The organism is Cupriavidus gilardii (genome assembly GCF_008801915.1).
GTDB lineage: Bacteria > Pseudomonadota > Gammaproteobacteria > Burkholderiales > Burkholderiaceae > Cupriavidus > Cupriavidus gilardii.
Genome location: NZ_VZOV01000007.1, coordinates 78,813 through 103,812, shown reverse-complemented (window position 1 = coordinate 103,812; position 25,000 = coordinate 78,813). Strand labels below are relative to the sequence as shown.

19 protein-coding genes are annotated in these 25,000 nt (G+C 69.7%); 12 read left to right on the top strand and 7 right to left on the bottom strand.

What is annotated here, in order from left to right; translation table 11 throughout:
* The first annotated feature begins 43 nt into the window (after positions 1–43).
* From F7Q96_RS11325 to F7Q96_RS11310, 4 genes are all read left to right on the top strand, one after another.
* Entirely contained in the window at positions 44–2,623 is a 2,580-nt protein-coding gene (locus F7Q96_RS11325; RefSeq protein WP_151022649.1) for a glycoside hydrolase family 2 protein, read from the top strand.
* A gap of 306 nt (positions 2,624–2,929) precedes the next feature.
* Positions 2,930–3,652, top strand: coding sequence for a Crp/Fnr family transcriptional regulator (locus tag F7Q96_RS11320; RefSeq protein ID WP_006577453.1), 723 nt, complete (start codon positions 2,930–2,932; stop codon positions 3,650–3,652).
* A 27-nt stretch (positions 3,653–3,679) separates the two neighbouring features.
* Positions 3,680–6,058 carry a polysaccharide biosynthesis tyrosine autokinase gene (locus F7Q96_RS11315; RefSeq protein ID WP_226995001.1) on the top strand — a complete coding sequence of 793 codons (2,379 nt, stop codon included), beginning with the start codon at positions 3,680–3,682 and terminating at the stop codon, positions 6,056–6,058.
* 162 nt (positions 6,059–6,220) lie between these two features.
* Positions 6,221–8,074: an alpha/beta hydrolase gene (locus F7Q96_RS11310; RefSeq protein ID WP_082371665.1), complete on the top strand. Its 1,854-nt coding sequence runs from the start codon at positions 6,221–6,223 to the stop codon at positions 8,072–8,074.
* A 78-nt stretch (positions 8,075–8,152) separates the two neighbouring features.
* Here the strand turns inward: F7Q96_RS11310 and F7Q96_RS26810 are convergent, their stop codons facing one another.
* The 5 genes from F7Q96_RS26810 to F7Q96_RS11285 all read right to left on the bottom strand — a co-directional run bounded on the left by F7Q96_RS26810 (position 8,153) and on the right by F7Q96_RS11285 (position 14,042).
* Positions 8,153–8,671, bottom strand: coding sequence for a hypothetical protein (locus F7Q96_RS26810; protein WP_053823274.1), 519 nt, complete (start codon positions 8,669–8,671; stop codon positions 8,153–8,155).
* 274 nt (positions 8,672–8,945) lie between these two features.
* A complete protein-coding gene (locus tag F7Q96_RS11300; protein WP_053823275.1) occupies positions 8,946–11,189 on the bottom strand; it encodes a polysaccharide biosynthesis tyrosine autokinase in 2,244 nt (747 codons plus the stop codon).
* Positions 11,186–11,650: a low molecular weight protein-tyrosine-phosphatase gene (locus F7Q96_RS11295; protein ID WP_053823276.1), complete on the bottom strand. Its 465-nt coding sequence runs from the start codon at positions 11,648–11,650 to the stop codon at positions 11,186–11,188. The genes F7Q96_RS11300 and F7Q96_RS11295 overlap by 4 nt, the downstream gene beginning before the upstream one ends.
* A gap of 8 nt (positions 11,651–11,658) precedes the next feature.
* Positions 11,659–12,840: a polysaccharide biosynthesis/export family protein gene (locus tag F7Q96_RS11290; protein ID WP_053824509.1), complete on the bottom strand. Its 1,182-nt coding sequence runs from the start codon at positions 12,838–12,840 to the stop codon at positions 11,659–11,661.
* A 266-nt stretch (positions 12,841–13,106) separates the two neighbouring features.
* Positions 13,107–14,042, bottom strand: a complete 936-nt coding sequence (locus tag F7Q96_RS11285) for a response regulator transcription factor (protein WP_053823277.1) — start codon at positions 14,040–14,042, stop codon at positions 13,107–13,109.
* 812 nt (positions 14,043–14,854) lie between these two features.
* On the opposite strand from F7Q96_RS11285, the gene F7Q96_RS11280 reads away from it, so the two are divergent.
* The 6 genes from F7Q96_RS11280 to F7Q96_RS11255 all read left to right on the top strand — a co-directional run bounded on the left by F7Q96_RS11280 (position 14,855) and on the right by F7Q96_RS11255 (position 21,194).
* Positions 14,855–16,060: a glycosyltransferase gene (locus tag F7Q96_RS11280; RefSeq protein ID WP_053823278.1), complete on the top strand. Its 1,206-nt coding sequence runs from the start codon at positions 14,855–14,857 to the stop codon at positions 16,058–16,060.
* Positions 16,061–16,081: 21 nt separating this feature from the next.
* On the top strand, positions 16,082–16,843 hold the full coding sequence (locus tag F7Q96_RS11275; RefSeq protein ID WP_151022647.1) for a ChbG/HpnK family deacetylase: 762 nt from the start codon (positions 16,082–16,084) through the stop codon (positions 16,841–16,843).
* Positions 16,840–17,787 carry a glycosyltransferase family 2 protein gene (locus tag F7Q96_RS11270; RefSeq protein WP_082371666.1) on the top strand — a complete coding sequence of 316 codons (948 nt, stop codon included), beginning with the start codon at positions 16,840–16,842 and terminating at the stop codon, positions 17,785–17,787. The genes F7Q96_RS11275 and F7Q96_RS11270 overlap by 4 nt, the downstream gene beginning before the upstream one ends.
* A gap of 31 nt (positions 17,788–17,818) precedes the next feature.
* Entirely contained in the window at positions 17,819–18,964 is a 1,146-nt protein-coding gene (locus tag F7Q96_RS11265) for a glycosyltransferase family 4 protein (protein WP_053823280.1), read from the top strand.
* Positions 18,965–19,114: 150 nt separating this feature from the next.
* A complete protein-coding gene (locus F7Q96_RS11260; protein ID WP_053823281.1) occupies positions 19,115–20,035 on the top strand; it encodes an NAD-dependent epimerase/dehydratase family protein in 921 nt (306 codons plus the stop codon).
* Entirely contained in the window at positions 20,028–21,194 is a 1,167-nt protein-coding gene (locus F7Q96_RS11255) for a glycosyltransferase family 4 protein (RefSeq protein WP_053823282.1), read from the top strand. Before F7Q96_RS11260 ends, F7Q96_RS11255 begins: the two co-directional genes overlap by 8 nt.
* 27 nt (positions 21,195–21,221) lie before the next feature.
* On the opposite strand, the gene F7Q96_RS11250 is transcribed toward F7Q96_RS11255, so the two are convergent.
* Complete coding sequence (locus tag F7Q96_RS11250; protein WP_053823283.1) at positions 21,222–21,779, bottom strand: LbetaH domain-containing protein; 558 nt, start codon at positions 21,777–21,779, stop codon at positions 21,222–21,224.
* A 156-nt stretch (positions 21,780–21,935) separates the two neighbouring features.
* Between F7Q96_RS11250 and F7Q96_RS11245 the strand changes: the two genes are divergently transcribed.
* Positions 21,936–22,808 (top strand): MBL fold metallo-hydrolase, encoded by an 873-nt coding sequence (locus F7Q96_RS11245; protein ID WP_053823284.1) that lies wholly within the window; start codon positions 21,936–21,938, stop codon positions 22,806–22,808.
* Positions 22,809–23,017: 209 nt separating this feature from the next.
* Positions 23,018–23,710, top strand: coding sequence for a hypothetical protein (locus F7Q96_RS11240; protein ID WP_053823285.1), 693 nt, complete (start codon positions 23,018–23,020; stop codon positions 23,708–23,710).
* Between the two features lie 16 nt (positions 23,711–23,726).
* Here F7Q96_RS11240 and F7Q96_RS11235 read toward each other — a convergent pair whose 3' ends face one another.
* A complete protein-coding gene (locus F7Q96_RS11235; protein WP_053823286.1) occupies positions 23,727–24,992 on the bottom strand; it encodes a glycosyltransferase WbuB in 1,266 nt (421 codons plus the stop codon).
* Between the last annotated feature and the right edge of the window lie 8 nt (positions 24,993–25,000).

Genomic DNA, 25,000 nt, shown 5'->3' with positions numbered 1-25,000 from the left:
CGTCCCGGGCGCGGCGATGACCGCGCCCGATCGGTGCGAGCGGATGGCGACGGCCATCCCGCTCGGCAGGCCGCTGGTGCGGCAGCCTGTTGCCGGTCCATGGCGCATGCGGGAAACCGACGCCGATGCCATCGCCACGCCGCTCGACTTGCCGGCTGACGGCGATTGGTTGCCGGCACCGGTCCCCGGCACGGTCGCGCAGGCGCTGCAGGCGGCCGGCCGCTGGGAGGCCGAAGCGCCGCCCGCATTGCACCGGCACGATTACTGGTATCGCGCGCCGATCTCCGGCGAGGGCTTGCATTGCCTGCGGCTGCGCGGCCTCGCGACGATCTGCGAGGTGTGGCTCGACGGCACGCGCATGCTCGAGAGCCGGTCGATGTTCGCCGAGCACGAGATCGCGCTGACGCTGTCGGGTACCCACACGCTGTCGCTGTGCTTCCGTTCGCTCGAACGCGCGTTGCGCGGGCGGCGCGGCCCGGTGCGATGGAAGCCGCGGCTGGTGTCGATGCCATCGTTGCGCCATGTCCGCACCACGCTGCTCGGCCATATGCCGGGCTGGTGCCCGCCGGTCCACGCCGTCGGGCCATGGCGCGAGATCGATCTGTTGCCGGCGCCATCGGCGACGCGGGCGCTCGCCGCGGCGCGCTGCGAGATCGGCGCGCGCCTGGACGGTGACGACGGTGTCGTGTCGGTGCAGCTGCGCGGCGTCCCCGCGCAGATCGAAGACGCGCTGACGCTGCAGGTCGACGGCCACGAGGCCGCGCTGACATGCCGGCACGACGCCCAGCACGGCGCGATCTGGCACGGCAGCGTATCGCTGCCCCGCGTGCGCAAATGGTGGCCGCACACGCACGGCGAGCCGGTGCTGTACGACGTCACGCTGCGCGCCGGCATGCAGACGCTGCACTGCGCGCGGGTCGGCTTCCGGCGGATCGACGTCGACGACAGCGATGGCGGCTTCGTGGTCCGCGTCAACGGCGTACCGGTGTTCTGCCGCGGCGCCTGCGTGGCAAGCCTGGACCTGCACGGCCATGCGCCCGATGCGAACACCTGTGCGGCGTGGCTTGCGCAGGCGCGCGAAGCCAACATGAACATGATTCGCGTCAGCGGCGTGACCTGCTATCAGGGCGAGGCGTTTCACGCGGCGTGCGATGCGATGGGCCTGCTGGTGTGGCAGGACCTTGCGTTCGCCAACTTCGATTATTCGAACATCGATGGCACCCGGCCTGCCTCCGCTGCCGGCACCGATGCCGACGCCTCGCTGCGCGACGACGTACGCCGCGAGGTACGCCAATGGCTCGCCGCGCATGGACACCATCCGAGCCTTGCGGTGCTGTGCGGCGGCAGCGAGGCGGAGCAGCAGGCGGCGATGCTCGGGGCCCCGCGCGAGGCGTGGCGCCAGCCGCTGTTCGACACGCTGATTCCCGACGGCATTGCCGCGCACGGCGTCAATGTGCCCTATGTCCGCAACTCGCCGAGCGGCGGTGCCTGGCCGTTCCAGCCCGATCGCGGCGTCAGCCACTACTACGGCGTCGGCGCCTACCAGCGTCCGCTCGACGATGCGCGGCGCGCGCGCGTGCGCTTTGCCGCCGAGTGCCTGGCCTTCGCCAACGTGCCGTGCGAGCGCACGCTGCGCGAGACGATGGCCGGCGTCGCGCCGGTGCACGATCCACGCTGGAAGCGCACGGTGCCGCGCGATGCCGGCGCAAGCTGGGACTTCGAGGACGTGCGCGACTTCTACCTGCAGTCGCTCTATGCGGTCGATCCCGCGCGTCTGCGCCGGGAGGATCCGGCGCGCTATCTGCATTGCTCGCGCGCGGTGGTCGCCGAGCTGATGAGCGAGGTGTTTGCCGAATGGCGCCGCGCCGGCTCCTGCTGCGCCGGAGGACTGGTATGGCAATGGCAGGACCTGGTGCCCGGCGCCGGCTGGGGCATCGTCGATGCGCTGCGCCGGCCCAAGTCCGGCTGGCATGCGCTGCGCCAGGTCTGGCAGCCGCTGCAGGCGCTGATCACCGACGAAGGCTTGAACGGCATCCACGTGCATCTGATCAACGAGAGCGCCGTGGCGCAGCCGATGCGCCTGCAGCTGCGTTGCCTGCGCGACGGCCTGACGCCGCTGCTCGACGTGACGCGGGACTTCACGCTGGCGCCGCGCTCGGTGCAATGCGTCAGCGGCGCCGAACTGGCGGGCCAGTTCTTCGACTTCGCCCATGCCTACCGCTTCGGCCCGCGCCTGCATGACGTGGTCCATGCGGCGTGGCGCGATGGCGACGGCAACGTGGTCAGCGAGGCCTTCTATCTGCCCGATCGCAGCGCCGCCGCGTTGCCGCCGCCGGAGCTGCACGCGCAGGTCGAGCGCATCGACGGCCAGTGGTGGCTGACGATATCGGCGCGCCGTTTCGCACGCTGGGTGCAGATCGACGATGCCAACCTGCGGCCGGCAAGCGATTACTTCCATCTCGCGCCCGGTACGAGCCGCCGTGTGCTGCTGCGTGCCGACGACGGACCGGGTCACGACGACAGGCGCGCCGCGGAAGGCCTAAACCGTCTGGCAGGCGCGGCCATCCCGATGGGTGAGATTCGCGCGCTGAACGCGCCTCGTCCACTTGGCTACAGCGCCTAGCGCATCGGCGCGCAGGCCAGTCCCCGTCACGACGCGCCGACGCGTCGCCGATATGGTGCGCCAAATGGTTGCACCGCTGTAACGCGGCTCCCTCCCGATTCCCACCTACCGAAGGATGAGCAGGTTTCAGCCGTGCGGCTACTGTTGGGCGTCCCACAGATGGAACTTAATGGAAGCACGCAAGCCGCACCGCGTCGCCGTCACGGTCAGCGAGTTGTCTCGTGGTTGTGACGGACGCCGTCGATCGGAATCGGTGCGAGGCGGGGGAAAAACCGGGAACAAGAAGGACAAGAAGGGAGAACAGAAATGATCGGTCAACGTTCGGATTTGCACGTCAACCACCTGCTGGCCTCGCTGCCGCGCAAGGAATGGGAAACGCTGTCGGGGCACCTGGAGCTGGTACGGATGCGTGCGGGACAACTGCTCACCGACTCGGGTCAACGCATCCATCATGTGTACTTTCCGACCACGGCGATCGTCTCGATGCTGTCGCTGCTCGAGAACGGCGCGACGGCCGAAATCGCCGCGATCGGCAACGAGGGTCTGGTCGGCATTCCGGTGCTGACCGGTGGCGACACCATGCCATGCCGTGTCGAGGTCCGCACGCCGGGCTTCGCATACCGGCTGTCGGCCGGCACGCTGCGCCAGGAGTTCATGCGCTCGCCGACGATCCAGCGCGCCACGCTGCTGTACGTGCAGGCGGTGCTGACGCAGATCGCGCAGACCGCGGTCTGCAATCGCCATCATTCGCTGAACAAGCAGTTGTGCCGCTGGCTGCTGCTCGCGCTCGATCGCATGGCGACCAACGAGCTGGTGATCACGCAGCAGGTCATCGCCAACATGCTGGGCGTGCGGCGCGAGGGCGTGACCGAGGCTGCCGGCAAGCTGGAGGATCTCGGCCTGATCCACCACAGCCGCGGCCATATCACGGTGCTCGATCGTCATGGGCTCGAAGCGCATTCGTGCGAATGCTACAAGCTCGTCAAGCGCGAATTCGACCGGCTGCTGCCGGCCCTCGCCGAAGCGTGATTTGCGCCAGTGCGTCAGGAGATTGCCGTGGACAGGTTGTCTTTCGCCGGAACGATGCCGGCTCCCAACGTGGTGCCGCAACGGCCGGCCGGCTATGCGCGTGCGCTGCAGGATCGCGCCGGCCTGCTGGTCGGTGCGACGCTGGCCGGCGCGGCCGTGGCCGGGCTGGCGGCGCTGACGGTGCCGCCGCGCTACGAAGCCGCGGCGCTGATCCAGGTCGCGCGGCCCGACGTTGCCGCCAGCGGCGCGCCGGGCGCGCCATCGGCGCCGGCCGCCGGCTTCGACGCCAGCATCCTGAAGAGCCGCGCGGTGGCTGCGCCGGTGATCGAGCAGCTTCGGCTCGGCATCACCGCCGAGCCTGTACGCGCGCCATTGGTCGGTGCGCTGGCGGCCCGGCTGTCGGAGCCGGGACAGGTGCGCGGTGCCTGGCCGCCGGGAATGGGCTATGCGTGGGGCGGCGAGCGCATCGCGCTCGATACGCTCGCGGTGCCCGAGCGGCTGCTGAACAAGCCGCTGACGCTGGAGGTGCTCAGCGGCGGCGCGTTCCGCCTCAGCGATGCCGACCGTACGCTGCTCGAAGGGCGCGTCGGCGAGTCGGCCGCGGTCGATGGCGTCGAGGTGCTGATCTCGCGCATCGACGCGCGGCCGGGCACGCGTTTCACGCTGATGCGCCGCGATCCGGTCGCGACGGTCGATGCGATCGCGAGCCAGCTCAAGGTCAGCGAAATGCCGGGCGGCACCGTGCGGCTGTCGTGGCAGAGCGGCGATCGCAAGCAGGCCGCCGATCTGATCAACGGCATCGCCGACGGCTATATCCGCGGGCAGACCAGCGCGCGGCGCGGCGACGCGGCCGAATCGCTGGCTTTCCTCGCGGCCGAGCTGCCGCGCGTGCAGGCCGAGCTCGAGCGCGCGGAGTCGGCGCTGACGCGCTATCGCTCGCGCTCGGGCTCGATCCAGCCGACGCAGGATGCGCAGTCGTATCTGCAAGGCAGCATGGAATATCAGCGCCAGATCGCCGCGCTGCGGCTCGAGCGTACCAAGCTGCTGCAGCGCTTCACCACCGATGCCAACGAGGTGAAGACCGTCGACAGCCAGATCCAGCAGCTGATCCGCGAGCGGCGCGAGCTCGACGAGCGCATGCAGAACCTGTCGCTGTCCGAGCGCGAATCGGTGGCGCTGACGCGCGACGTCAAGGTGGCCGAGGACATGTACATGACCCTGCGCCGCAAGATCGAACAGCTGTCGCTGGTGCAGGCCGACCGCAGCAGCGCGGTGCGCGTCGTCGATGCGGCCGCTGCGTCGACCGTGCCGGTCGGTATCGGCCCGTGGCCGGCCGCGGTGGCAGGCGGCGTGGCGGCGCTGGCGCTGGCTATCGGCGGCGTGATGCTGCGCCGGCGCGTGAAACCCGTGGTCGCCGATGCCAACGAAGCGGAGGCGCGCCTGGGGCTGTCGATGCTTGGCGACGTCGCCTTCAGCGACGAGCAGGCCGAACTCGAGCGCCAGGCCGAACTCGAGCGGCGCTTCGGTGCGATGGCGGCAATGGGGCTGGCGGACGCTGCGCGCCAGCGGCTGGCCGCACCGGCGCCCGGCACGGCGCTGGCCGAGGCGCAAGGCGGCGCCGACCCGCAGGCCGGCGCCCGCACCGGCAATGGCCTGCACGACCGCTTCCTGCTGGCGCGCCGCTCGCCGCACGCATTGGCGGTCGAAGGCTTGCGCAGCGTGCGCGCCTCGCTGTACTTCGGCCTGCGCGGCGCGCCCGATGGCGTGCTGGCGATCACCAGCCCCGCGCCCGGCGCCGGCAAGACTTTCGCCGCGGTCAATCTTGCGGTGCTGTTCGCCGAGGCCGGGCAGCGGGTGCTGCTGATCGACGCCGACATGCGGCGCGGCAAGGTATCGACGTGGTTTGGCCAGGCCGCCGAACCGGGCCTGTCCGATGTGCTGGCCGGCCGCATTCCGGTCGGCGCGGCGGTGCAGCCCACCGTGGTCGCGGGGCTGTGCATCCTCGGTGCCGGTGCGACGCCGGCCAACCCGTCGGAGCTGTTGATGCTGCCGACGCTGAAGGACGCGCTGCAGCAGTGCAAGGAGCGGTTCGACCTGGTCATCGTCGATACGCCGCCGGTGCTGTCGGTCGCGGACGCGATGCTGATCGCCAGCCTGGCCGGCTCGACGCTGCTGGTGATGCGTGCCGACGTGACGCTGCCCGGCCAGGTCGACGACACGCTCAAGCGGCTGGCGCGCGCCGATGCGCGGATCGCGGGCGGCATCATCAACGGCGTGGCGCAGCGTCGCAGCAACCGCGCGGACTTCGCCACCATCAATCCGTATCTGGGCATGCCGCTGCCGCCCGCGACACCGGCCGCCCGTGCGCTCGAGCGTCCGGTCGCGGCCGCCGCGGGCAAGGCGTGAAGCGGGCAAGGCGTGAAGCGGGCAAGGCGTGAAGCGGGCAAGGCGTGAAGCGGGCAAGGCGTGAAGCGGGCAGCGTACCCGTTTCTGCGAGCGTCCTGATCCGCATCGACAGGAGCTGCGCGGGCGCAATGCCCGCGCATTTCCGCATCCGGGGGAAGACCGATGAAACGCGTGGCGTTCGACCGCTGCGTCGGCTGGCTGCATCCGGGCCCTGGCGCAACCGGCGTGGTGTTGTGCGCGCCCTGGGGTCACGAAGCGATGTGGTCGCATCGCGCGTGGCGGCATCTGGCCGACGACCTCGCCAGCGCCGGCATGCCGGTGCTGCGCTTCGACTATCCCGGCTGCGGCGATTCCGCGGGCAGCGAGGACGGTCCCGATCGGCTCGGCATCTGTGCGCACAGCATCGTGCGCGCTGCGCAGACGCTGCGCGCGCATACCGGCGTCGAGCGCGTGGTGCTGTGCGGCCTGCGCCTGGGCGCGACGCTCGCGGTGCTGGCCGCCGAGGCGATGGCCGCCGACGGCGGCCAGCGCGCCGATGGACTGATCCTGCTGGCGCCCCCGGTGACGGGCCGCGGTTATCTGCGCGAGCTGCGCGCGCTGCAGAGCAGCTGGTGCAATAACGCGATCCCCGATATTCCGGTCGCGCCGCCGGGCGACGGTGCCTGCGAGGTGCTGGGCTATCGGCTGCCGTCCGACGCGGTGGCCCTGCTCGAGAGCCTGCGGCTCGAACGCCGTGCGGTCTGTCCCGCGCCGCGCATGCTGCTGCTCGATGCGTGGCCCGGCGCCGGGTCGCCGGTCGCCGCGCTGGCGGGCCGCTATCGTGCGCAGGGCGCGCAGGTGACGCGGCTCGACTTCGACGAGTATCCCGCGATGATGCGTTCGGCCGAGAACAGCAGCGTCCCCGAGCAGGCGTGGCAGCAGATCGCGCAATGGCTGGGCCCCGCCGCATCGGTCGCGCGCCGTGGCCGGCCCTCCAGCCATGTCGCCGGCGATGCGGTGCTGCGGCTCGACGCAGCGGTCGAGCAGCCGGTGTGGCTCGATGGCGGTCGCCAGTTCGGCCTGCTGTGCACGCCGGGCGGTGGTGACGAAACCATGGCATCAGCCGAGGCCTCTGCCACCGCCACCGCAGTGCTGTTTCCGAACACCGGCGGCAATCACCACGTCGGCGACTGCCGGCTGTTCGTCACGCTGTCGCGCCAGCTCGCTGCCGCCGGCGTGGCGGCATTGCGGCTGGACGTATCGGCGCTTGGCGACAGTCCGCTGGCGGCGCGCACGATGCGCATTGCGGCGCTCTATGGCGAACAGCCGGCGCGCGATGTCGCGGCGGCAGTGGCTTGGCTGAGGGCGCGCGGATATCGGCGCGTGGTCGTCGGCGGGGTTTGCTCGGGCGGCTTCATCGCGCTGCAGGCGGCGCTGGCCGGGGCGGTGATCGATGGGCTGGTGCTCGCCAATCTGCTGAAATTCCGCTGGGACGGTGGGGACGGCGCGGACGGTGCGGATGATGCCGATGCGCAACTGCAATCGACACGCGTCTATCTGGCCGCGGCGCGCAATCCGGCGCAATGGCTGCGGCTGCTGCGCGGCGAGATCGATCCATGGCCGCATGCCGCGGCGCTGGCGCGCCGGCTGTTTGGCGGGCGCGCGAGGGGCAGCTCGAAGCGGGGCGCGAACGATCTGGATGCCTACGCGCGCGAAGCGATGCAGAGCCTGCAACGCCGCGGCGTGCGCGTCGACCTGCTGTATGGGGCGGGGGATATCGGCCTGGAGGAAGCGCGCTCGCGCTTCGGCCGGCATCTGGAGGCGCTGGCCCAGCTGAGCGGCATCCGCACTCATGTGCTGCCGCGGCTGGACCATTCGCTGTTTCTGGCCGAGAGCCGCGCGCAATTCGCCGCTTGTCTGATGCGGCATCTGGCGGCGTTCGATGCGCCGGTGGAGATGGCATCGGCGATGCCGCCGGCAACGTTGCCGGCAACTTCGCCGAGCGCCTCGCCGGCATTGCGCCAGTCGCTGCGCTGAACGCGCGGACCGCCTGGCGCGCCGGCTTCATCCGGCGGCGTCCGACGGCGGCCCGCGACACGTCAGGACATCAGCGCATCAGCGCGCCGGCGGGGTGGTCAGTTCGCGCTTGGCTTCCTCGTTGGCCTCGCGCATCTCCGCCTTGCGCTCCTGCTTGGCGGCGTTTACTTCCTGCCGGTATTCCTGCCGCGCCTCGGACTTGCGCGCGCGGTACTCACCGCGTGCCTCGGCGCGTGCCATGCGCCGCTCGACCAGCGGGTCCAGCTTCGGCTGGAGCTGATAGACGCCCGGCCCGTGAGGAACGGCGACCATGCCGGCCGGAACGCTGCCGGGAGCGGGGCCGGTCGTCGGCATGGTGGAGGCGGCGCCGGCGGGCGCCATCGTGCCGGCACCAGCGCCGGCGCCAACGCTGGCACCGGCACCCGCGCCGACACCGGTACCGCCGGCGCCAGCGGCGGCACCCGCGCCAACGCTGGTGTCGGCACCGGTGCCGGTGGAGGGCGCCATCGGCGCCTGCGCAAAGGCGGTCGCGCTGATCAGACCCGCGGCCAGCGCCGCCAGGGCGGTTCGGTTGCGCACAGTCAGGTTTCGGGACATATCGGACCTCGTCAGTTGTTATCGAACGAAGCCCGCGGCCGTGCAGGCCGCGGGGACGACGGTGGCGGCACGCGCTACAGAGATGCTGCCGCCCGCTCGATTTTTGATGGCAAGCGGCCGTCGCCGTTTCCGCGTTCCAACAACTGCTTACAAATGGCAAGAAGACCGACAGCGCCGTCCTACGCGGCGCGCGCCCGCTGTCCTACAAAACGCCGATCCCCGCGCGCGGCGGGGATCGGCATCGATGCGACGGCAGCGACGAAGGCGGCGCGAATCAGGCTCGCCTGGCCTTGATCGCGCTGTACTGGTTCATATAGCGATACTTGCCGAAGTGGTAGTGCGAGCGGTACCAGCGGCCCTCGACGTGCAGGCCGTTGAACAGCACGCCCTTGACGTCGCCGCCGGCATGACGGATCGCCTTGTCGGTCGCCTGCAGTTCGCTGGCGGTGGTGACATCGGCGCGCGCCACCAGGAACACCGCGCCCGCCCGGCTGGCCAGGATGCCGGCATCGGCGGCCGCCAGCACCGGCGGCGAATCGATCAGCACCACGTCGTAGCGCGCCTTCAGCTCGTCGATCAGCGCCTCCATGCCCGGGCTGTTCAGCATGTCGGCCGGCTGCGGCGCCTGCGCCCCGGTCGGGATGAAGTCCAGCCCCGGCGCGACCTGGCGCTGCACCACCTTGTCCAGCGGCGTGCCGAGCAGCACGTCGCTCAGGCCCGGCGAGCGGCGCGAGCCGAAGCGGTGGTTCAGCCCGCCGCGGCGCAGGTCGGCGTCGACCAGCGCGACCCGCTTGCCGCCGGCGCCGAGGATCGCGGCGAAGTTGGCGGCGATGAACGACTTGCCGACGCCCGGCGCGGGGCCCGTGATCACCACGATGCGGTTGCGGCTGCCGACCAGCGCGAACTGCAGCGCGGTGCGGAAGCTGCGCAGGCTCTCCATCGCCGGGTCCTCGGGCTCCTGCAGCGCGAGCAGGCCGGGCAGCGGCTTGGCGCCGCCGAACTTGCGGGTCTGCTGCTGGCTCAGCGGGATCGTCGCGTAGACCGTCAGGCCGGTCTGCTGCTCGATCTCGTCGGCGTCGGTCAGCCCGCCATCGAGCGAGCGGCGCACCACCACCATCAGCAGGCCGGCCAGCACGCCCAGGCCCACCGCCACCGCGACGATCAGCGGGCGGTTCGGCCGCACCGGCTTGAGCGGCACGTTGGCCGGATCGACCAGGCGCGCGGTGCCGACCTTGCTCGCCTTCATCAGCTTGAGCTGCTGCACGTCGTTGAGCAGGGCCTGATAGAGCTCGGTGTTGACCTTGACGTCGCGCATCAGCCGCAGCACGTTCTGCTCGACATCGGGCAGGCGCTGGATGCGGCCGGTGACGCCGTTCAGCTGCGCGGTCAGGCTGTCGATCTGGCCGTCGATCGCGGTGATGCTGGGGTGGTCGCCGACGAAGCGCATCGCCAGTTCCTGGCGCTTCTGCTTCAGTTCCTGCAAGCGGGTCTGGATCTGCACCGACTGCGCCAGGATCAGCTTCGATTCCTCGCTCAGATCCACCGTGCCGCGCTGGTTGCGCATCGCGTTATAGCGCGATTCGGCGGCCTCCACCTGCTGGCGCAGCTGCGGCATCTGGCCTTGCAGGAATTCGAGCGACTTCTCCGCTTCCGCGGCCTTGCGGCGGACGTTCTGCTCGACGTACTCCATGCCGATCTCGTTGAGGATCGCCGCGGTCAGCTGCGGCGAATCGCCTTCGAGCGTGACGCCGATCACGCCGCTCTGCTTGCCGCGCTCCATGATGTGCAGCTGCTGCTGCAGGCGGGCGATCGCGGCCAGGCGCGGCAGATGGCGCAGCGTGAACTGCGCGCCGGGACGGCCGTCGAGCTTGCTGATGGTCAGGTTGACGGGGCCGTAGGCGGTCTTGACGGTCAGCGGCTCGCCGACCTTGCCGTTGGCGCGGGCCGGATCGCTGTCGAAGCCGACGCGGTATTCGCCGTTGCCGAGCGCGGTGACCGTGATCCTGCGTTCGTCCATCTCGGCCGGCACCGTCAGCTCGCTGACCGCGATCGATTCGCTGCCCCAGGCGAAGCCGCCCCAACCGAACAGCCCCGGCCGCGACAGTTCGCTGTTGTTCTGCGCGATCGCGCGGCCGATGACCGGGAAGTAGCGCGGCGACGCCTCGACGTTCAGCATCAGGTTGTCGACGGCGCGCCCGACCACCATGCGCGATTGCAGCAGTTCGATCTCGGCGGAGGCGGCCGACTTGACCTCGATCACCGGCGAGATCTGCGCGGCCACGCGATTGGTCGCCGCGGTGGTGTTGGTGCTCTCCTCCACCTGCACCATGATGTCGGCGCGATAGACCGGGCGTGCGATCAACGCATAGATCGCACCGAGCGCGATGACCAGGCCCGCCACCGTCAGGAAGGTCCAACGGTATCGCGCCAGCACGTCGAACCAGGATGTCAGATCGACCATGCCGTCGCGGTCGTCCGCGCGCTCGGCGTGGGTGCTCCGGATGTTGTTGCTGTTCATGATGCCTCCCCGTGACATTCGGCCGGCGCAATGGCTCGTATGCGTACCGACCAGGATTCGATGCCCGTCTTGATCAAGCCGAGTGCGATGGCGAACATGCTGTGCGAACCGCCGAAGGGATCGGGCACGTCGGCCGCGATGAATTCGCCGATGCGATAGACGCGGCCGCGTGCATCCGGAAACCGGCGCTCGACCTCGTCGCGCTGCTCGAGGTCCATCACCAGCACCAGATCGGCCCAGTCCACCAGCTGCGCGTCGACGACGCGGGCGCGATGCCCGCGCAGTTCATGCCCTTCGGCGGCCATCAGCGCGATCGCGCACGGGTGCGCCGCCGCGCCGACCGGCGGCGCCAGTCCCGCGGAGGCCACCTCGCACGTCGGCAGCGCCTGCCGCAGCAGGACTTCCGCCATCGGACTGCGACAGGTATTGCCGATGCAGACCACCAGAATGGTTCGGATCATCGCGCCGCCTATCGGACCACGCCGGCCGTGCCGATTACCGGCTGCGTCGACGGGATCAGCAGGTTGATGACGCGGCTCCAGCGCACCAGTTCGCGCGCATCGACGTAGACGACGTCCTTCGGCTCGAGCTCGAATCCTTCGGCGATGGCCAGGGCTACCGGCGAGCTGCCGTCGAGGTGGAACACCTTCGGTTCTTCGCCGGCCGTGGTCTTGCGAATCACGTAGATCTGATCGGCGCTGGCCGAGCTCGGATTCACGCCGCCGGCATCGCCGAGCGCCTCGTTCAGCGTCATGCGGCCGTTTCTCATCAGCAACGCGGTGGGACGCAGCACTTCGCCGGTCACGAACACCTTGCTGTCCTCGCGCTGTTCGACGCGAACGATGTCGCCGTTGCGCAGCAGGATGCGCGACGGGTCGACACCCTTGGCCAGCAGCGCCGGCATGTTGATGTACCAGCTGCGCTCGCCGCGCGTCACGCGGATGCGGCTGCTGTCGCCGGTCTGCGTCAGCACGCCGCCGGCGCGGTTCAGTGCCTCGACCAGCGTCATCGGCGCGTCGTCGATCGGCAGCATGCCCGGTGTCTTGACTTCGCCGTCGACATAGACGCGCTGGCTGCGGAACGCCAGCACGCGCACCGTCATCTGCGGATCGCGCACCACGCGCGACAGCGCCTTGGCGATCTGGTCGCGCACCTCGTTGGCGGTCTTGCCGGCGACCTTCATCACGCCGGCATACGGAAACTGGATGTCGCCGTGCGGGCTGACCACATAGCCGGGCACGTTGGGGCTGCCGCCGGTGCTCGGCAGTTCGTAGGCCTGGCCGATGCTGTAGGTCTGGGTCGGGAACACGAGTTCGGGGTGGTCCCAGACGACCACCGAGATGATGTCGCCGGGGCCGACGCGATACGGCTGCGGCGCGGCGAACAGTTCCTCGACGTTCTCGTTGTCGCGGCGCGAGTTGTTGCGCAGCTCGCGCACCAGGTCCATCGTGATCGGCGTGATCTTGGGCACCGCATCGGGGCCGATCGCGGAGACCGGCGCCTGCTTGTCGAAATACATGCCCGGCGAACTGGCGCAACCGGCCAGCAGCGCCGCCGCACCCACCGCGCCGGCGGCGACCAGTCCCGCCACCGATCGACCGCGGCGCACACTGCGTGGACCGCGTTGCTGATGCTGTTCCAATGCTTTCATGGCAACCTCCCCCCACTGCGACTTGCACATGGACACGCGCACGGCCATGTCCCCCGGATGCTGCCATCGTGTCCGCCGAGGCACTGGGTATCGGTGCGTTGTCACACATTTGATGCGGCGTGGAAGGGCAGGGCCACGGAAGGGGTTTGCAGGGCCGCGTCTTGACGTTGTCGTTGCCAGCGTTCGATGTCGCGCGGCCGTCCGCGGTACCCAAACGAAAACGGGCCGGAAAATATCCGGCCCGCCTTCGTTCGAAACCCGCAGCGTCAGCGCATGCCGCCTCCCGCCTGCAGCGGCAGGTCGGCGATCTCCGCGCGGTCGCTCGCCGGGCGCGGCATGCGCGTGACCGACGCTACCGGCGCCGCGCCATCGCCGTTGACCCATTCGAGCTTGGCGCCGCGTTGCAGCGCGGTGTAGACCGCCTCGCCCTTGTTGCGCACCTTCAAGCGCTGATACAGCGTGCAGGCGTGGCTCTTGACCGTCGCCACCGAGATATTGAGCATGCGGCTGACCGTCTTGATCGGATGGCCGCGTGCCAGCAGTACCAGCACCTCGTATTGCCGCGGCGTGATCTGCAGCATCTCGGCTTCGTCGTAGTAGGTTGCTTCCGCGCTGCCGGTGTCGACCGGTGCGGGCCGCGGCGCGGCCGCGGCGGCGTGCGGCGGCACGATGCCGCTGCGCGAGGACGCCGGCATCGCCGGATGCGGCGATACGGTGGCGGTACCCGCGATCGCCGGGCGCGCGCCGAGCGAGGGCGGCGCGACCACCGGACCGCCATAGCCTGCGCCCGGCAGCGACGACGACAGCGTGCCGGCGGCGCCGTTGCCGCGCACGAAATAGCCGCCGACCATCGCCAGCCGAATGGCCGCTTCCAGCACGGCGAGCGAGGCGGATTTCGGCAGGCAGCCACAGACGCCCTGCGCCATGGCGGCAGCGGGCACCTGCAAGGGAACCGTATCGGACAGCAGCAGTACGCGGTGGGCGTTGAGCACCCGCCGAACCTGGGTCAGCAGTTGCCAACCGGCGTCGACATCCTGCGGCATGCCGAACACCATCAGGTCGGTGTCGCCGTCGGTGCCATCGAGAAGCGTGACATCGGCGGGATCGATGGCGATGACCTGGTCGATTCCGTCGATGCGCTCCAGCATCTGGTGCAGGCCCAGCCGGAGCAAGGGATGGCTTTCAATCAACAGTGCATTCATCTTCTTTTTCCCCCGTATCTGTGGGCGGAAAACAGGTAAACACACTGGTGAACGCAGTTGCCCCATCGCAGGTAGCTTCCCGGCGAAGCGGCTCAGGCCTTCCCCCCGTCTGTCGGTGTCGGCATCACCAGGCCACTGTGGTGCGCCGGTCCGATAGCCAACCCTGATCCCCACCCCAAAACATTTATCTTTAATCCGTTTAGGGCATCTTATGGGTTGAGTCAGTCGAAATCAAGTCACCTCCGGGGCCCCGGAAGGATGGGATTACCACCGCTTTTCATAATCCGGTAACCCTTGATCCATAAGCGTTTCCAGCCTCCCCAAATGGGTGAGAATAAATGCGCCCATTCGAGTTTCAATAATGAAACAGCGCTTGTCGGATAATGTTTCAGCGTTGAAACTCGTCTCCTCGCCGATGACGCTCCCATCGCAGTAGGCCGGGCTTGGCGTGGCCTGTCGATACAGCGCTGAAACAGTGTCGGTCCGCCCCGCCGTGGATCGCGCCGCGCACTCCGGAGGCACCCCGCAAACGAGGGTCCCGCCAAATGGATGAGCGGGTTCTCCACCATCAGGATGATGGCCGCGGGGCCGGGCGCCTCGTCCCTCCTCCACCCCGCCTTCCTCCCGCTTCCACCCTCCGGGCGCCGCCTGTCGGCACGGCCCCTGGGTGCGCCAGCGAACAGAGCTTGCCCATCGCGCTGCCTACGCTTTGTGGCACGGAGCGCCGCCCGCCAGCACGGCGCGTCTTGGCGCGGCACGTTCCGCCGTTGCGCGCGCCATCCCTTCTGCTGCATGCCGATACGGTCAGGGCCATGAAGCTTCTTCATATCATCGCGACAATCAATCCGGCCGGCGGCGGCCCGATCGAAGGCCTGCGCCAGTTGCGGATGCCGCTGGTCGAACGCGGCGTGCATGTCGACGTCGTCTGCGGCGATGATCCCGCCGCGCCATGGGTGCGCGAGAGCGAGCTCAACGTGATCGCGCTGGGGCCGTCGAAGGGCATCTACACCTATAACCCGCGGCTGGTGCCATGGCTGCGCGAGCACGGCGCGCGCTACGACGCGGTGATCATCGAGGGTCTGTGGCAATTCCACAGCCTTGCGGCGCTGCGGGTGCTGCGCGGCAAGGTGCCGTACTACGTGTTCACCCACGGCATGCTGGATCCGTGGTTCAAGGCCCGCTATCCGCTCAAGCATCTGAAGAAGCTGGCGTACTGGCTGCTGTTCGAGCGCCGCGCGCTGCGCCATGCGACCGCGGTGCTGTTCACCTGCGACGAGGAGCGCCGGCGCGCTCGCCTGTCGTTTCCCTGGTACCGCTGTACCGAACGCATCGCGTCCTATGGCACCGCGCAGCCGCCCGCCGACGACGGCACGCTGCGCGCCGCCTTCCACGCCGCCTTTCCGCAGACCGAGGGCAAGCGCATCGTGCTGTTCTTTGGGCGCATCCACGAGAAGAAAGGCTGCGATCTGCTGATCGAGGCCTTCGCGCGCGTGGCCAACGTCGATCCGGCGCTGCAGCTGGTGATCGCGGGCCCGGGCACGCCGGCGCTGCGCGAGGAACTGGAGATGCTGGCCGAACGGGTCGGCATCGCGCCGCGCGTGGTCTGGACCGGCATGCTGTCCGGCCCGCAGAAGTGGGGCGCCTTCCATGCGGCCGAGGTGTTCTGCCTGCCGTCGCACCAGGAGAACTTCGGCGTGGCCGTGGTCGAGGCGCTCGGTTGCGGCGTGCCGGTGCTGATCTCCGACAAGGTCAATATCTGGCGCGAGATCGAGGCCGACGGCGCGGGCATCGTGCGGACCGATACCGTCGATGGCACCGAACAGGGGCTGCGCGAATGGCTGGCCGCCGACGCGGCCACGCGCGCGCGCATGCGCGCCGCCGCGCCGCTCTCGTTCGCGCGCCGCTTCCAGAGCAGGCAGGTCGGAGAACGCCTGCTCGACATCATCCAGGGCCGCGCCGATGGCGCCCCGCCGGCCGACCGCGATTCGGGACCGGCGCTTTCGCATGCGGCCCCTTAGCGGTTGACCGGGAGACCCCAGATGCGAGAACTGATCCTCAATGCCGATGACTTCGGCTGGGATGCCGATACCTGCGACGCCACCATTGCCTGCTTCGAGGCAGGGCTGCTGACCAGCGCCACCATCATGACCGGCCGGCCGGCGTCGCAGCAGGCGTACGACTACGCGCGCCGCAATCGCGGCCGCTTCTCGTTCGGCCTGCATTTCAACATGGTCGATGGCCATCTGCCGCATGCGGGACGGCCGTCGTCGCTGTGTTCGCGCGACGGACGCTTTCGCGCCAGCCATCGGCAGCGCGTGCGCGCGCTCGCGTGGATGCTGTCCGAGCACGATATCGCCCGCGAGTTCCGCGTCCAGCTCGAAGAGCTGCGCGACAACGGCGTCGAGGTCACCTATGTCGACAGCCATGGCCACCTGCACAAGTTCCCGATCGTGATCAGTTCCTTGCGCACCGAACTCGAACGCGCCGGCCTCGAATGGGTACGGCGCCCGCAGAACTTCTATTTCACCGCCAATCCGCGCCAGGCGGTGATGAACAGCTATTGCCAGCGCTACTTCAGCGGGCTGCGCCATACCCATTACTACGGCGCGATCAACCACGACAACACCGACTGGGCCGCGCGGCTGCCGGAGCTGCTGCGCGACGGCATCACCGAGATCTCGGTGCATCCGGGCTACGCCGAACCATGGCGGCGCGGCGAAACCGAACCGCTGGTCAACGCCGCCGCGTTGCGCACGGCGCTGCAGCGCGCGGGCATCGCGCTGCGGAGGTACGGCCAATGACCGCTCCGCTGGCCCGTAGCCTGCCGCCGCAGGCGGTGGCGCGCCCCGACACGCCGCAGGCCGCCGCCGACGGCACGCATGCCGTGCCATGCCAGACGGCCCGGGTGTCGGTGCTGATCCTGACGCTGAACGAGGAGAAGAACCTCGCCCGGTGCCTGGAATCGGTGTCGTGGTCCGACGATGTGGTCGTGCTCGACTCGTACAGCACGGACCAGACGCTGGAGATCGCACGGCGCCACGGCGCGCGCGTCTTCCAGCGCAAGTTCGACAACTGGTCGGCCCATCAGAACTGGGCCAACGAGAACATCGACTTCAAGCACAAGTGGGTCTACTACTCCGACGCGGACGAAGTGGTCAGCCCGGAGCTGGCGGCGGAGCTGCGCGAGATCGCCGACCGGGTGCCGGGCGATGAGGCCGCGGCGCCCGTGGCCTACCGCGTGCGCTACAAGAACTACTTTCTCGGCAAATGGATCCGCTTCGCCGGCGGTTATCCGATCTGGGTACTGCGCTTCTTCCAGCCCGACAAGGTGCGCTGGGAGCGGCTCGTCAACCCGGCGCCGGTAGTCGACGGGTCGGTCGGCTTCCTGCGCCATCACTTCCTGCACTACAGCTTCAACAAGGGCTTCGACGCCTGGTTCGACAAGCACAACAAATATTCGATGGGGGAGGCGCTGGAGACCATTCGCAGTCTGGACGAGGACAAGTTCCGTTTTTCCTCGCTGTTGGCCTCCGATCCGCCGGCGCGCCGGCGGGCGCTGAAAGAGCTGTCGTTCCGCCTGCCGATGCGGCCGGTGGCGCGCTTTCTATACCTGTACCTGCTGAAGTTCGGCTTCATCGACGGGAAGGCCGGATTTCATTACTGCGTGCTGGTATCGATCTACGAATACATGGTGGTGCTGAAGGTACAGGAGCAGCGACGACGGGCGATGCAGTTACCCCTGTAGCCGGCTTGCGCCGCCACCGCTGGAGAGAACCATGCGAGTGGCCTATGTGACGACATACGATGCCTCCGATCCCCATGCCTGGTCGGGATCGGCAAGCTATATCCCGCGCGCGCTGCGCAGCAGCGCGATCGAGACCGAGGTGATCGACAAGGTCGACGAGGGGCCGGTGCTGGCCTGCCTGCTGCGCGCCAAGGCGCTGGCCTATCGGCGGCTGCTGCGGCGCGATTACCAGCGCGATCGCTCGCCGACGGTGGCGCGCCGCTATGCGCGGCGCGTGCAGCGCCGCCTGGAGGGCGCGCATTGCGACGCGGTGCTCAGCCCCGGCACGCTGCCGGTGTCGTGCCTGGACACCGACCGCCCGATCGCGATCTGGACCGACGCGACCTTCGACGGCATGGTCGGCTTCTATCCCGGCTTCAGCAATTTCTGCGCGGAAACGCTGCGCGACGGCCATCGGCTCGAGCAGCAGGCGCTGTCGCGCTGCCGGCTGGCGATCTTCAGCTCGGAATGGGCGGCCGCCACCGCGCTGCGCCACTACGACGTCGATGCGGCCAAGGTCAAGGTGGTGCCGTTCGGCGCGAACCTGGATTGCCGGCGCACGTCGCAGGATATCGAGCGGATCGTGCTCGGCAAGGACTACCGCGTGTGCCGGCTGTTGCTGGTCGGCGTGGACTGGACGCGCAAGGGCGGCGAAACCGCGCTGGCGGTGGCGCAGTGCCTGAACCGCCGCGGCCTGCCCACCGAGCTGCATGTGGTCGGCTGCCGCCCGCCGTACGAGCCGCCGAGCTTCGTCAAGCTGCACGGCTTCGTGCCGAAGACGACCGAGCAGGGCCGCCGCCGTTTCGAGCGGCTGATGAGCGAGGCGCATTTCCTGCTGCTGCCGTCGACCGCCGAGTGCTACGGCGTGGTGCTGGCCGAGGCCAGTTCCTTCGGCCTGCCGTCGCTGGCCACGCGCGTCGGCGGCATTCCGACCGCGGTCCGCGATCGCCGCAACGGCATGACCTTCGAGCTCGAGGCCGATCCGCTCGAGTGGTGCGACTACATCGAGCGCGTGTTCCAGTCCGCCCCGCACTATGGCGCGCTCGCCCGGGGCGCGTACCGCGAGTACGCCGAACGGCTGAACTGGCGCAGTGCCGGCGAACAGGTCAAGCAACTGCTGCACAGCCATTGCGTCTAGCACGCAGGGCGCTCCCGATCCCGCCGCACGACCGTCAGCAAGGACGCTTCACGTTATGAGGCCCAGGCAACGTTCGATTGCCGGCGTCAACGCTATATTGTTCACACAACCGAACGTTCGGGTTGGCAACGCGTTGCAGGCGATTTGACGATGACTGAGAAGACCGTGCTGGTGACCGGGGCGAGGGGCTTCTTCGGCGGCTACGTCGTGGAGCACTATCTGGCCGCGGGCTGGCGCGTGGTCGGCCTTGGTCACGGGCTGCCGGGTTGCGCCTGCCAGGGCCGCATGGTCTGGCATCGCGCCAATGTCGCGCTCGAGAGCCTGGAGCGGCTCGAGATCGAGCCCGACCTGCTGGTGCATTGCGCCGGCAGCGGTTCGGTGTCGGCGTCGCTGCGCGATCCCTTCGGCGACCACGCGCGCACCGTCGACAGTACCGCCGCCGTCCTCGAATATGTCCGTCGACATTGCCCGAACACGCCGGTGGTCTATCCGTCCAGCGCAGCCGTCTATGGCGACGCCGCGCATTGCCCGGCCCGCGAAGGGAGCACGGTGCCATTGCGGCCCGCCTCACCCTACGGCGCGCACAAGCTGATGGCCGAACAGTTGTGCGCCTCGTATGGCGCGCACTTCGGCGTGCCGGTCGCGGTGGTCCGCTTCTTCTCGTTGTATGGAGAGGGCCAGCGCAAGCAATTGCTGTGGGACGCCTGCCGCAAGATCCGTCAGCGCGACGACCTCTATGGCGGCACGGGCGAGGAGAGCCGCGACTGGCTGCATGCCGAGGATGCGGCGCGCCTGGTGGCCGCGGTGGCGCCGCATGCCTCGCCGGCGTGCGCGATCTACAACGGGGCAAGCGGCACGGCCACCACGGTCAGGCAGGTACTGGCGCTGCTGTATCGGGAGCTGGCGCCCGCGCGTCATCCGCGGTTTTCGCGCGAGGCGCGCCATGGCGATCCCTGCGACCAGCGTGCCGATATCGGCCATACGCTGAGCACCGGCTGGGCCCCCCAAATCCGGCTGGAAGAGGGCGTGCAGCGCTTTGCGCGCTGGTTCGAGGCGGCCTGCGATGACTAGGGTCGGCTTCGTCTTTGCCTTCCAGGATCGTGGCTGGCTCGGCGGCATCAGTTACTTCCGCAACCTGCTGTGGGCGTTGCACACGCTGCCCGAACGGACCATCGATCCGGTGATCCTGACCGGCGCGCGTACGCCGGCGTATCTGCTCGATGGCATGCCGCCGCTGCCGGTCCACCGCACGGGCCTGCTCGACCGCCGCCATCCGTGGTGGTACATGCGCAAGGCATGCCAGGCGGCCAGCGGCAACGACCTGATGCTGGCGCGCTATCTGGTCCGCAAGGGCATCGCGGTGCTGTCGCACCACAACCCGCTCGGTCCGCGCGCCGGCGTGCCGACGCTCGGCTGGATCCCGGATTTCCAGCATCTGCATCTGCCCGAGATGTTCTCGGCCGAAGAGATCGCGATGCGCGATCGCCTGTTCGCCTCCTTGTGCGAGGGCTCGGCCCGGATACTGGTCAGCAGCCACGCCGCGTGCCGCGACCTGCAGCGCTGCTTTCCGGCGCAGGCGCATCGCGCCCGCGTGCTGCAGTTCGTCGCCAACATCAATCCGCTGGCGCCGGCGCCGCCGGTGTCCGAACTGGAACGCCGCTACGACTTTCGCGGCCCCTACTTTCACTTGCCGAACCAGCTGTGGCAGCACAAGAACCACGGCATCGTGGTCGAGGCGCTGCGCCTGCTGCGTCGGCGCGGGATCGACGCGCTGGTGCTGTCCACCGGCCAGACCGCGGACCATCGCAAGCCCGGCTATGGCCAGCGGTTGTTCCGAAGCGTCGAGGAGGCCGGGCTGCAACGGCATTTCCGTTTCCTCGGCGTGGTGCCCCACGGCGATCTGACCGGCCTGATGCGCGGCGCGGCCGCGCTGATCAATCCGTCGCGCTTCGAAGGATGGAGCACCACGGTGGAGGAGGCCAAGTCGCTGGACAAGCCGATCCTGCTGTCCGATATCGAGGTGCATCGGGAACAGGCACCGCCGCGCGGCGTCTATTTCGCGCCGGACGATGCGCCGGCCCTGGCCGACGCCATGGCGCAGGTCCTTGCCGGCCCGGCGGCGCCGGAACGGGACGCCGAACAGGCGCGCGTTGCGCGCGACGACCTGGTACGGCGCCGTCGGCGCTTCGCCGAGACCTACCAGCAGATCGTGATGGACCTGGTTGGCTGAACGCAGTACCGCGCTGCGCGTCGCCGATCAGCGTCCCTGCGGCTTGCGCTTGCCGATCGGCCTTGCCGGCGTGCCGCCGTAAACGGTCCACGCGGTCGGCAGCGGCTTGGTGACCACCGAGCGCGGCGCGACCACCGCGCCTTCGGGCACCGACACGCCGGGCGCGACGAAGCACTCGGCGCAGATCCATACCCGCGGGGCGAGCGTGATCGGGAACGCGATCAGCTGGAAGTTCGGGCTGTTGTAGTCGTGCGAACCGGTGCACAGATGCGCGCCTTGCGACACCACGCAGTACTCGCCGATGTCGATCCGTTCGATGTTGTACAGCGTGACGCCGTCGGCCACGCCGGCATTGTTGCCGATGCGCAGATTCCACGGCGCCCAGATCCGCACGCCGGGATAGACATGAACATGCCGCCCAAGCTGTGCGCCGAACAGCCGCAGCAGCGCGGCGCGCCACGCATGCGCGGGCCGCGGGCTGGGGCGGAACAGCAACAGCCAGACCCAGTTCCAGATCTGCCGCTGCACGCGGTTCCCCAGCGAAAACGAGGGGCCCATGGTCGGATCGTCTTGCGTAATCAGCATCGGCTGTCCCGGTCAGCGCACGGCGCGCACGGCACGATGGTGAGCCGGCGCACGCCGCCGGTCAGTGCGGCCGGTCACAGACCCCGCGCCATGCGCGCCGCGAAGGTGGCCTGGAATGGGACTTGCACGAACGGTGGATCCAACCGGAGGGCATTCATGCGGATCCATCATCTGAACTGCATCTCGACCTGTCCGCTCGGCGGGCGGCTGATGGACGGGCGTTCGCGCTCGATCCTCGAGCGCGGCGAACTGGCCTGCCACTGCCTGCTCGTCGAGTTGCCGGAGTGCCTGGTGCTGGTCGATACCGGCCTCGGCCGGCGCGACGTGCAGGATCCGCGCTCGCGCCTGAGCGCCTTCTTCCTGACGCTGCTGCGGCCCGATTTCCGCGACGAGATGACGGCCTATCGGCAGGTGGAGGCGCTGGGCTTCGATCCGCGCGACGTGCGGCACATCGTGCTGACGCATCTGGACTTCGACCATGCCGGCGGCCTCGACGACTTTCCCTGGGCCACCGTGCACCTGATGGCCGCCGAACGCGACTATGCGCGGCTGCAACGTACGTGGCTGGACCGCCAGCGCTTTCGCCCGCAGCAGTGGTCGACGCAGGAGCGCTGGCGCGCCTACGCGCCGGACGCCGGCGAGCGCTGGTACGGCTTCGACCAGGTGCGCACGCTCGACGGCCTGCCGCCCGAGATGGCGTTGGTTGCATTGCCGGGCCACACCTTCGGCCACGCGGGCATTGCGGTACAGGCGCAGGGCGAGTGGCTGCTGCAGGCCGGCGACGCCTATTTCCATCACGGCGAACTCGACCCGGCGCGGCCGTACTGCACGCCAGGGCTGCGCTTCTATCAATGGATGATGGAAAAGGACCGCGAGGCGCGGCTGGCCACGCAACGGCATCTGCGCGAACTGAAGGAACGGCGCGATGGCCACATGACGGTCTGCTGCGGCCACGACATGGTCGAGTTCGAACGGTTGGCGCGGCGCTCGGCCCGCGTGCCGGCCAGCGCGTTCGCCACCGCGCCGTGATCCACGGGGGAAGCGTTCGCCGATACGCGGGGCGTGCCGGCCCCAAATATGCAAGTCCGTGGAGCAAATTCTGCAAGCATGCCGCGCGGCGCGGCGTCCGCATGCCGCGGATCGTGCCCACATGCCGGCATGCGGCTTGCGTGAAGAGGGGGATTGGAGATCGCGCAGAGATCGCGTGGGTCGCCACGTCGACAATCAGGAGGGACAGCATGAAACCACGACATCTGCTGGTGGTGGCCGCATCCTGCCTCGCGCTGGCCAGCCAGCTTGCGATGGCGCAGGGCCGCTCGAGCGGCGGCAGCGGCAAGGCGGGATCGACCGGCATGAGCGAAGGCGCTAGCGCGCAGGGCAACACGGGCACGGGCGCGACATCGTCGGGAACCGGCGCCGAAGCCGGTGCGGCGACCGGCACGGCGGGCGGCGCCAGCGGTCCCCTCAGCGGCGGTGCGCGCGGCGCGGTCGGTCCCGGGCAGGGCGCGCAGTCGAACACGCAAGGAAGCGGGCAAGGTGGTGTCCAGAGTGGCGCTCAGGGTGGCGCACAAGCCGGCGCCGGCGATTCGCGTCAATCCCGCGCCGGCGATGTCGAGCATGGCGGCAGTCCCACCACCGGATCGCCGTCCGGCGGACGTCAGCCGCCCGGCAGCGCGAAGGCAGCGCCCGGCGGCGGGGGGACGGCGAACACCGCGGGCAATGCCGCGGCGAACCGCGGCGGCGACGCGACCGGCGGCAGGCCGGCGACCGACTCGCGCCGTGCCAGCGGCGTGTCCGACTCGACCCAGGGCAGCAGCCGCGCCAGTGCCGGCGGCGGCAAGGCCAGCACGCCGTCCGGCGCGACCAAAGGCAGCGGCACCTCGGATCGCGGCACGGGCGGTGGCGGTGTGACCAGCGGCAGCGACCGGTAAGCCCCCGCCGTGCGAATCATCGCTCGGTGCCGACGCTGGCGGCCGGCACGCTGACCGCCGTGTGCTCGCCGCACAGGGCCTGCATCGCGGCCTCCCAGCGGCCAAGCACCGCGTCGCGGTCCAGATGGCGCTCGGCCCAGGCGCGGCCCGCCGCGCCCAGCGTGTCGCGCGTGGCCGGGTCCGCGGCCAGTTGTTCGATCGCCGCGGCCAGCGCGAGCCCATCGCCAGGCGCCACCACGCGGCCACAGCGCGCCGCCAGGCGGGCCAGCTCGGTGCCGGGATGCGCCGTCGCGATGACCGCCCTGCCGCTGGCCAGCATACCGGCCAGCTTGGACGGCAGCACCAGGTCGGCGGCATCGGCGCGCTGCGGCAGCAGATGCAGATCGGCGGCGGCCAGCAGTGCCGGAAAGCGCGAGGCCGGCTGCAGCGGCAGGAAGCGGACCTGCGGCAGCCCGGCGCAGGCCTGCTCGAGCGCGGCGCGGCCGGCGCCGTCGCCGCACAGCACGAACCAGATGTCGGGCCGGTCGCGCAGCTGGCGCGCCGCCTGCGCCAATACCTCCAGCCCTTGCTTGTTGCCCATGTTGCCCGAGTACAGCGCCACCGTCGCATCGGCCGGAATGCCGAGCCGACGCCGATAGAGGCTGCCGCGGCCGGGCCGGATCGCGCGCAGGTCGACCCAGTTCGGCAGCAGCTGGGTGCGGGCCTCCGGCGCGCCCTTGTCGCGCGCCAGCCGCAGCATCGCCTCGGAGATCGTCGACACGCGGTCGAAGCCGGCCATCGCATGGCGTTCCAGCGCCAAGGCGACCTTGCGCAGCAACGGCTGCTTCAGCAGGCCCAGCGCGAAGGCGGCATCGACCTCGTAGTCCTGCACATGCAGCCAGGTCTTCGCGCCCGTCCAGCGCCCGAGCAGCAGCGCGGCCGGGCTGCACAGCAGCGGCGGCTCGACCACCATCACCACGTCCGGACGCCAGCGCCATTGCGCCAGCAGGCAGGGCACGCTGCTTGCCGCGAAGCTGGCCAGATGCAGCACGCGCTTCAGGCCCGAGGGGCGGCTGGGCACCCACAGCGGCGCGCGCCATACCTGCACGCCATCGTGCTGCTCGCGCCGGTATTGCCATGCGCGATACCCGGTGCCGACACGCCAGGCGGGATAGTAGGGCGGCGCCGTGACGACGCGCACCTGGTGGCCGCGCGCGGCGAACCAGCGTGCCTGCTCGCCGGTGTACTTGCCGATGCCGGTCAGTTCGGGGGAGTAGTTCAGGCAGTACAGGAGGATCTTCATCGGCGCGC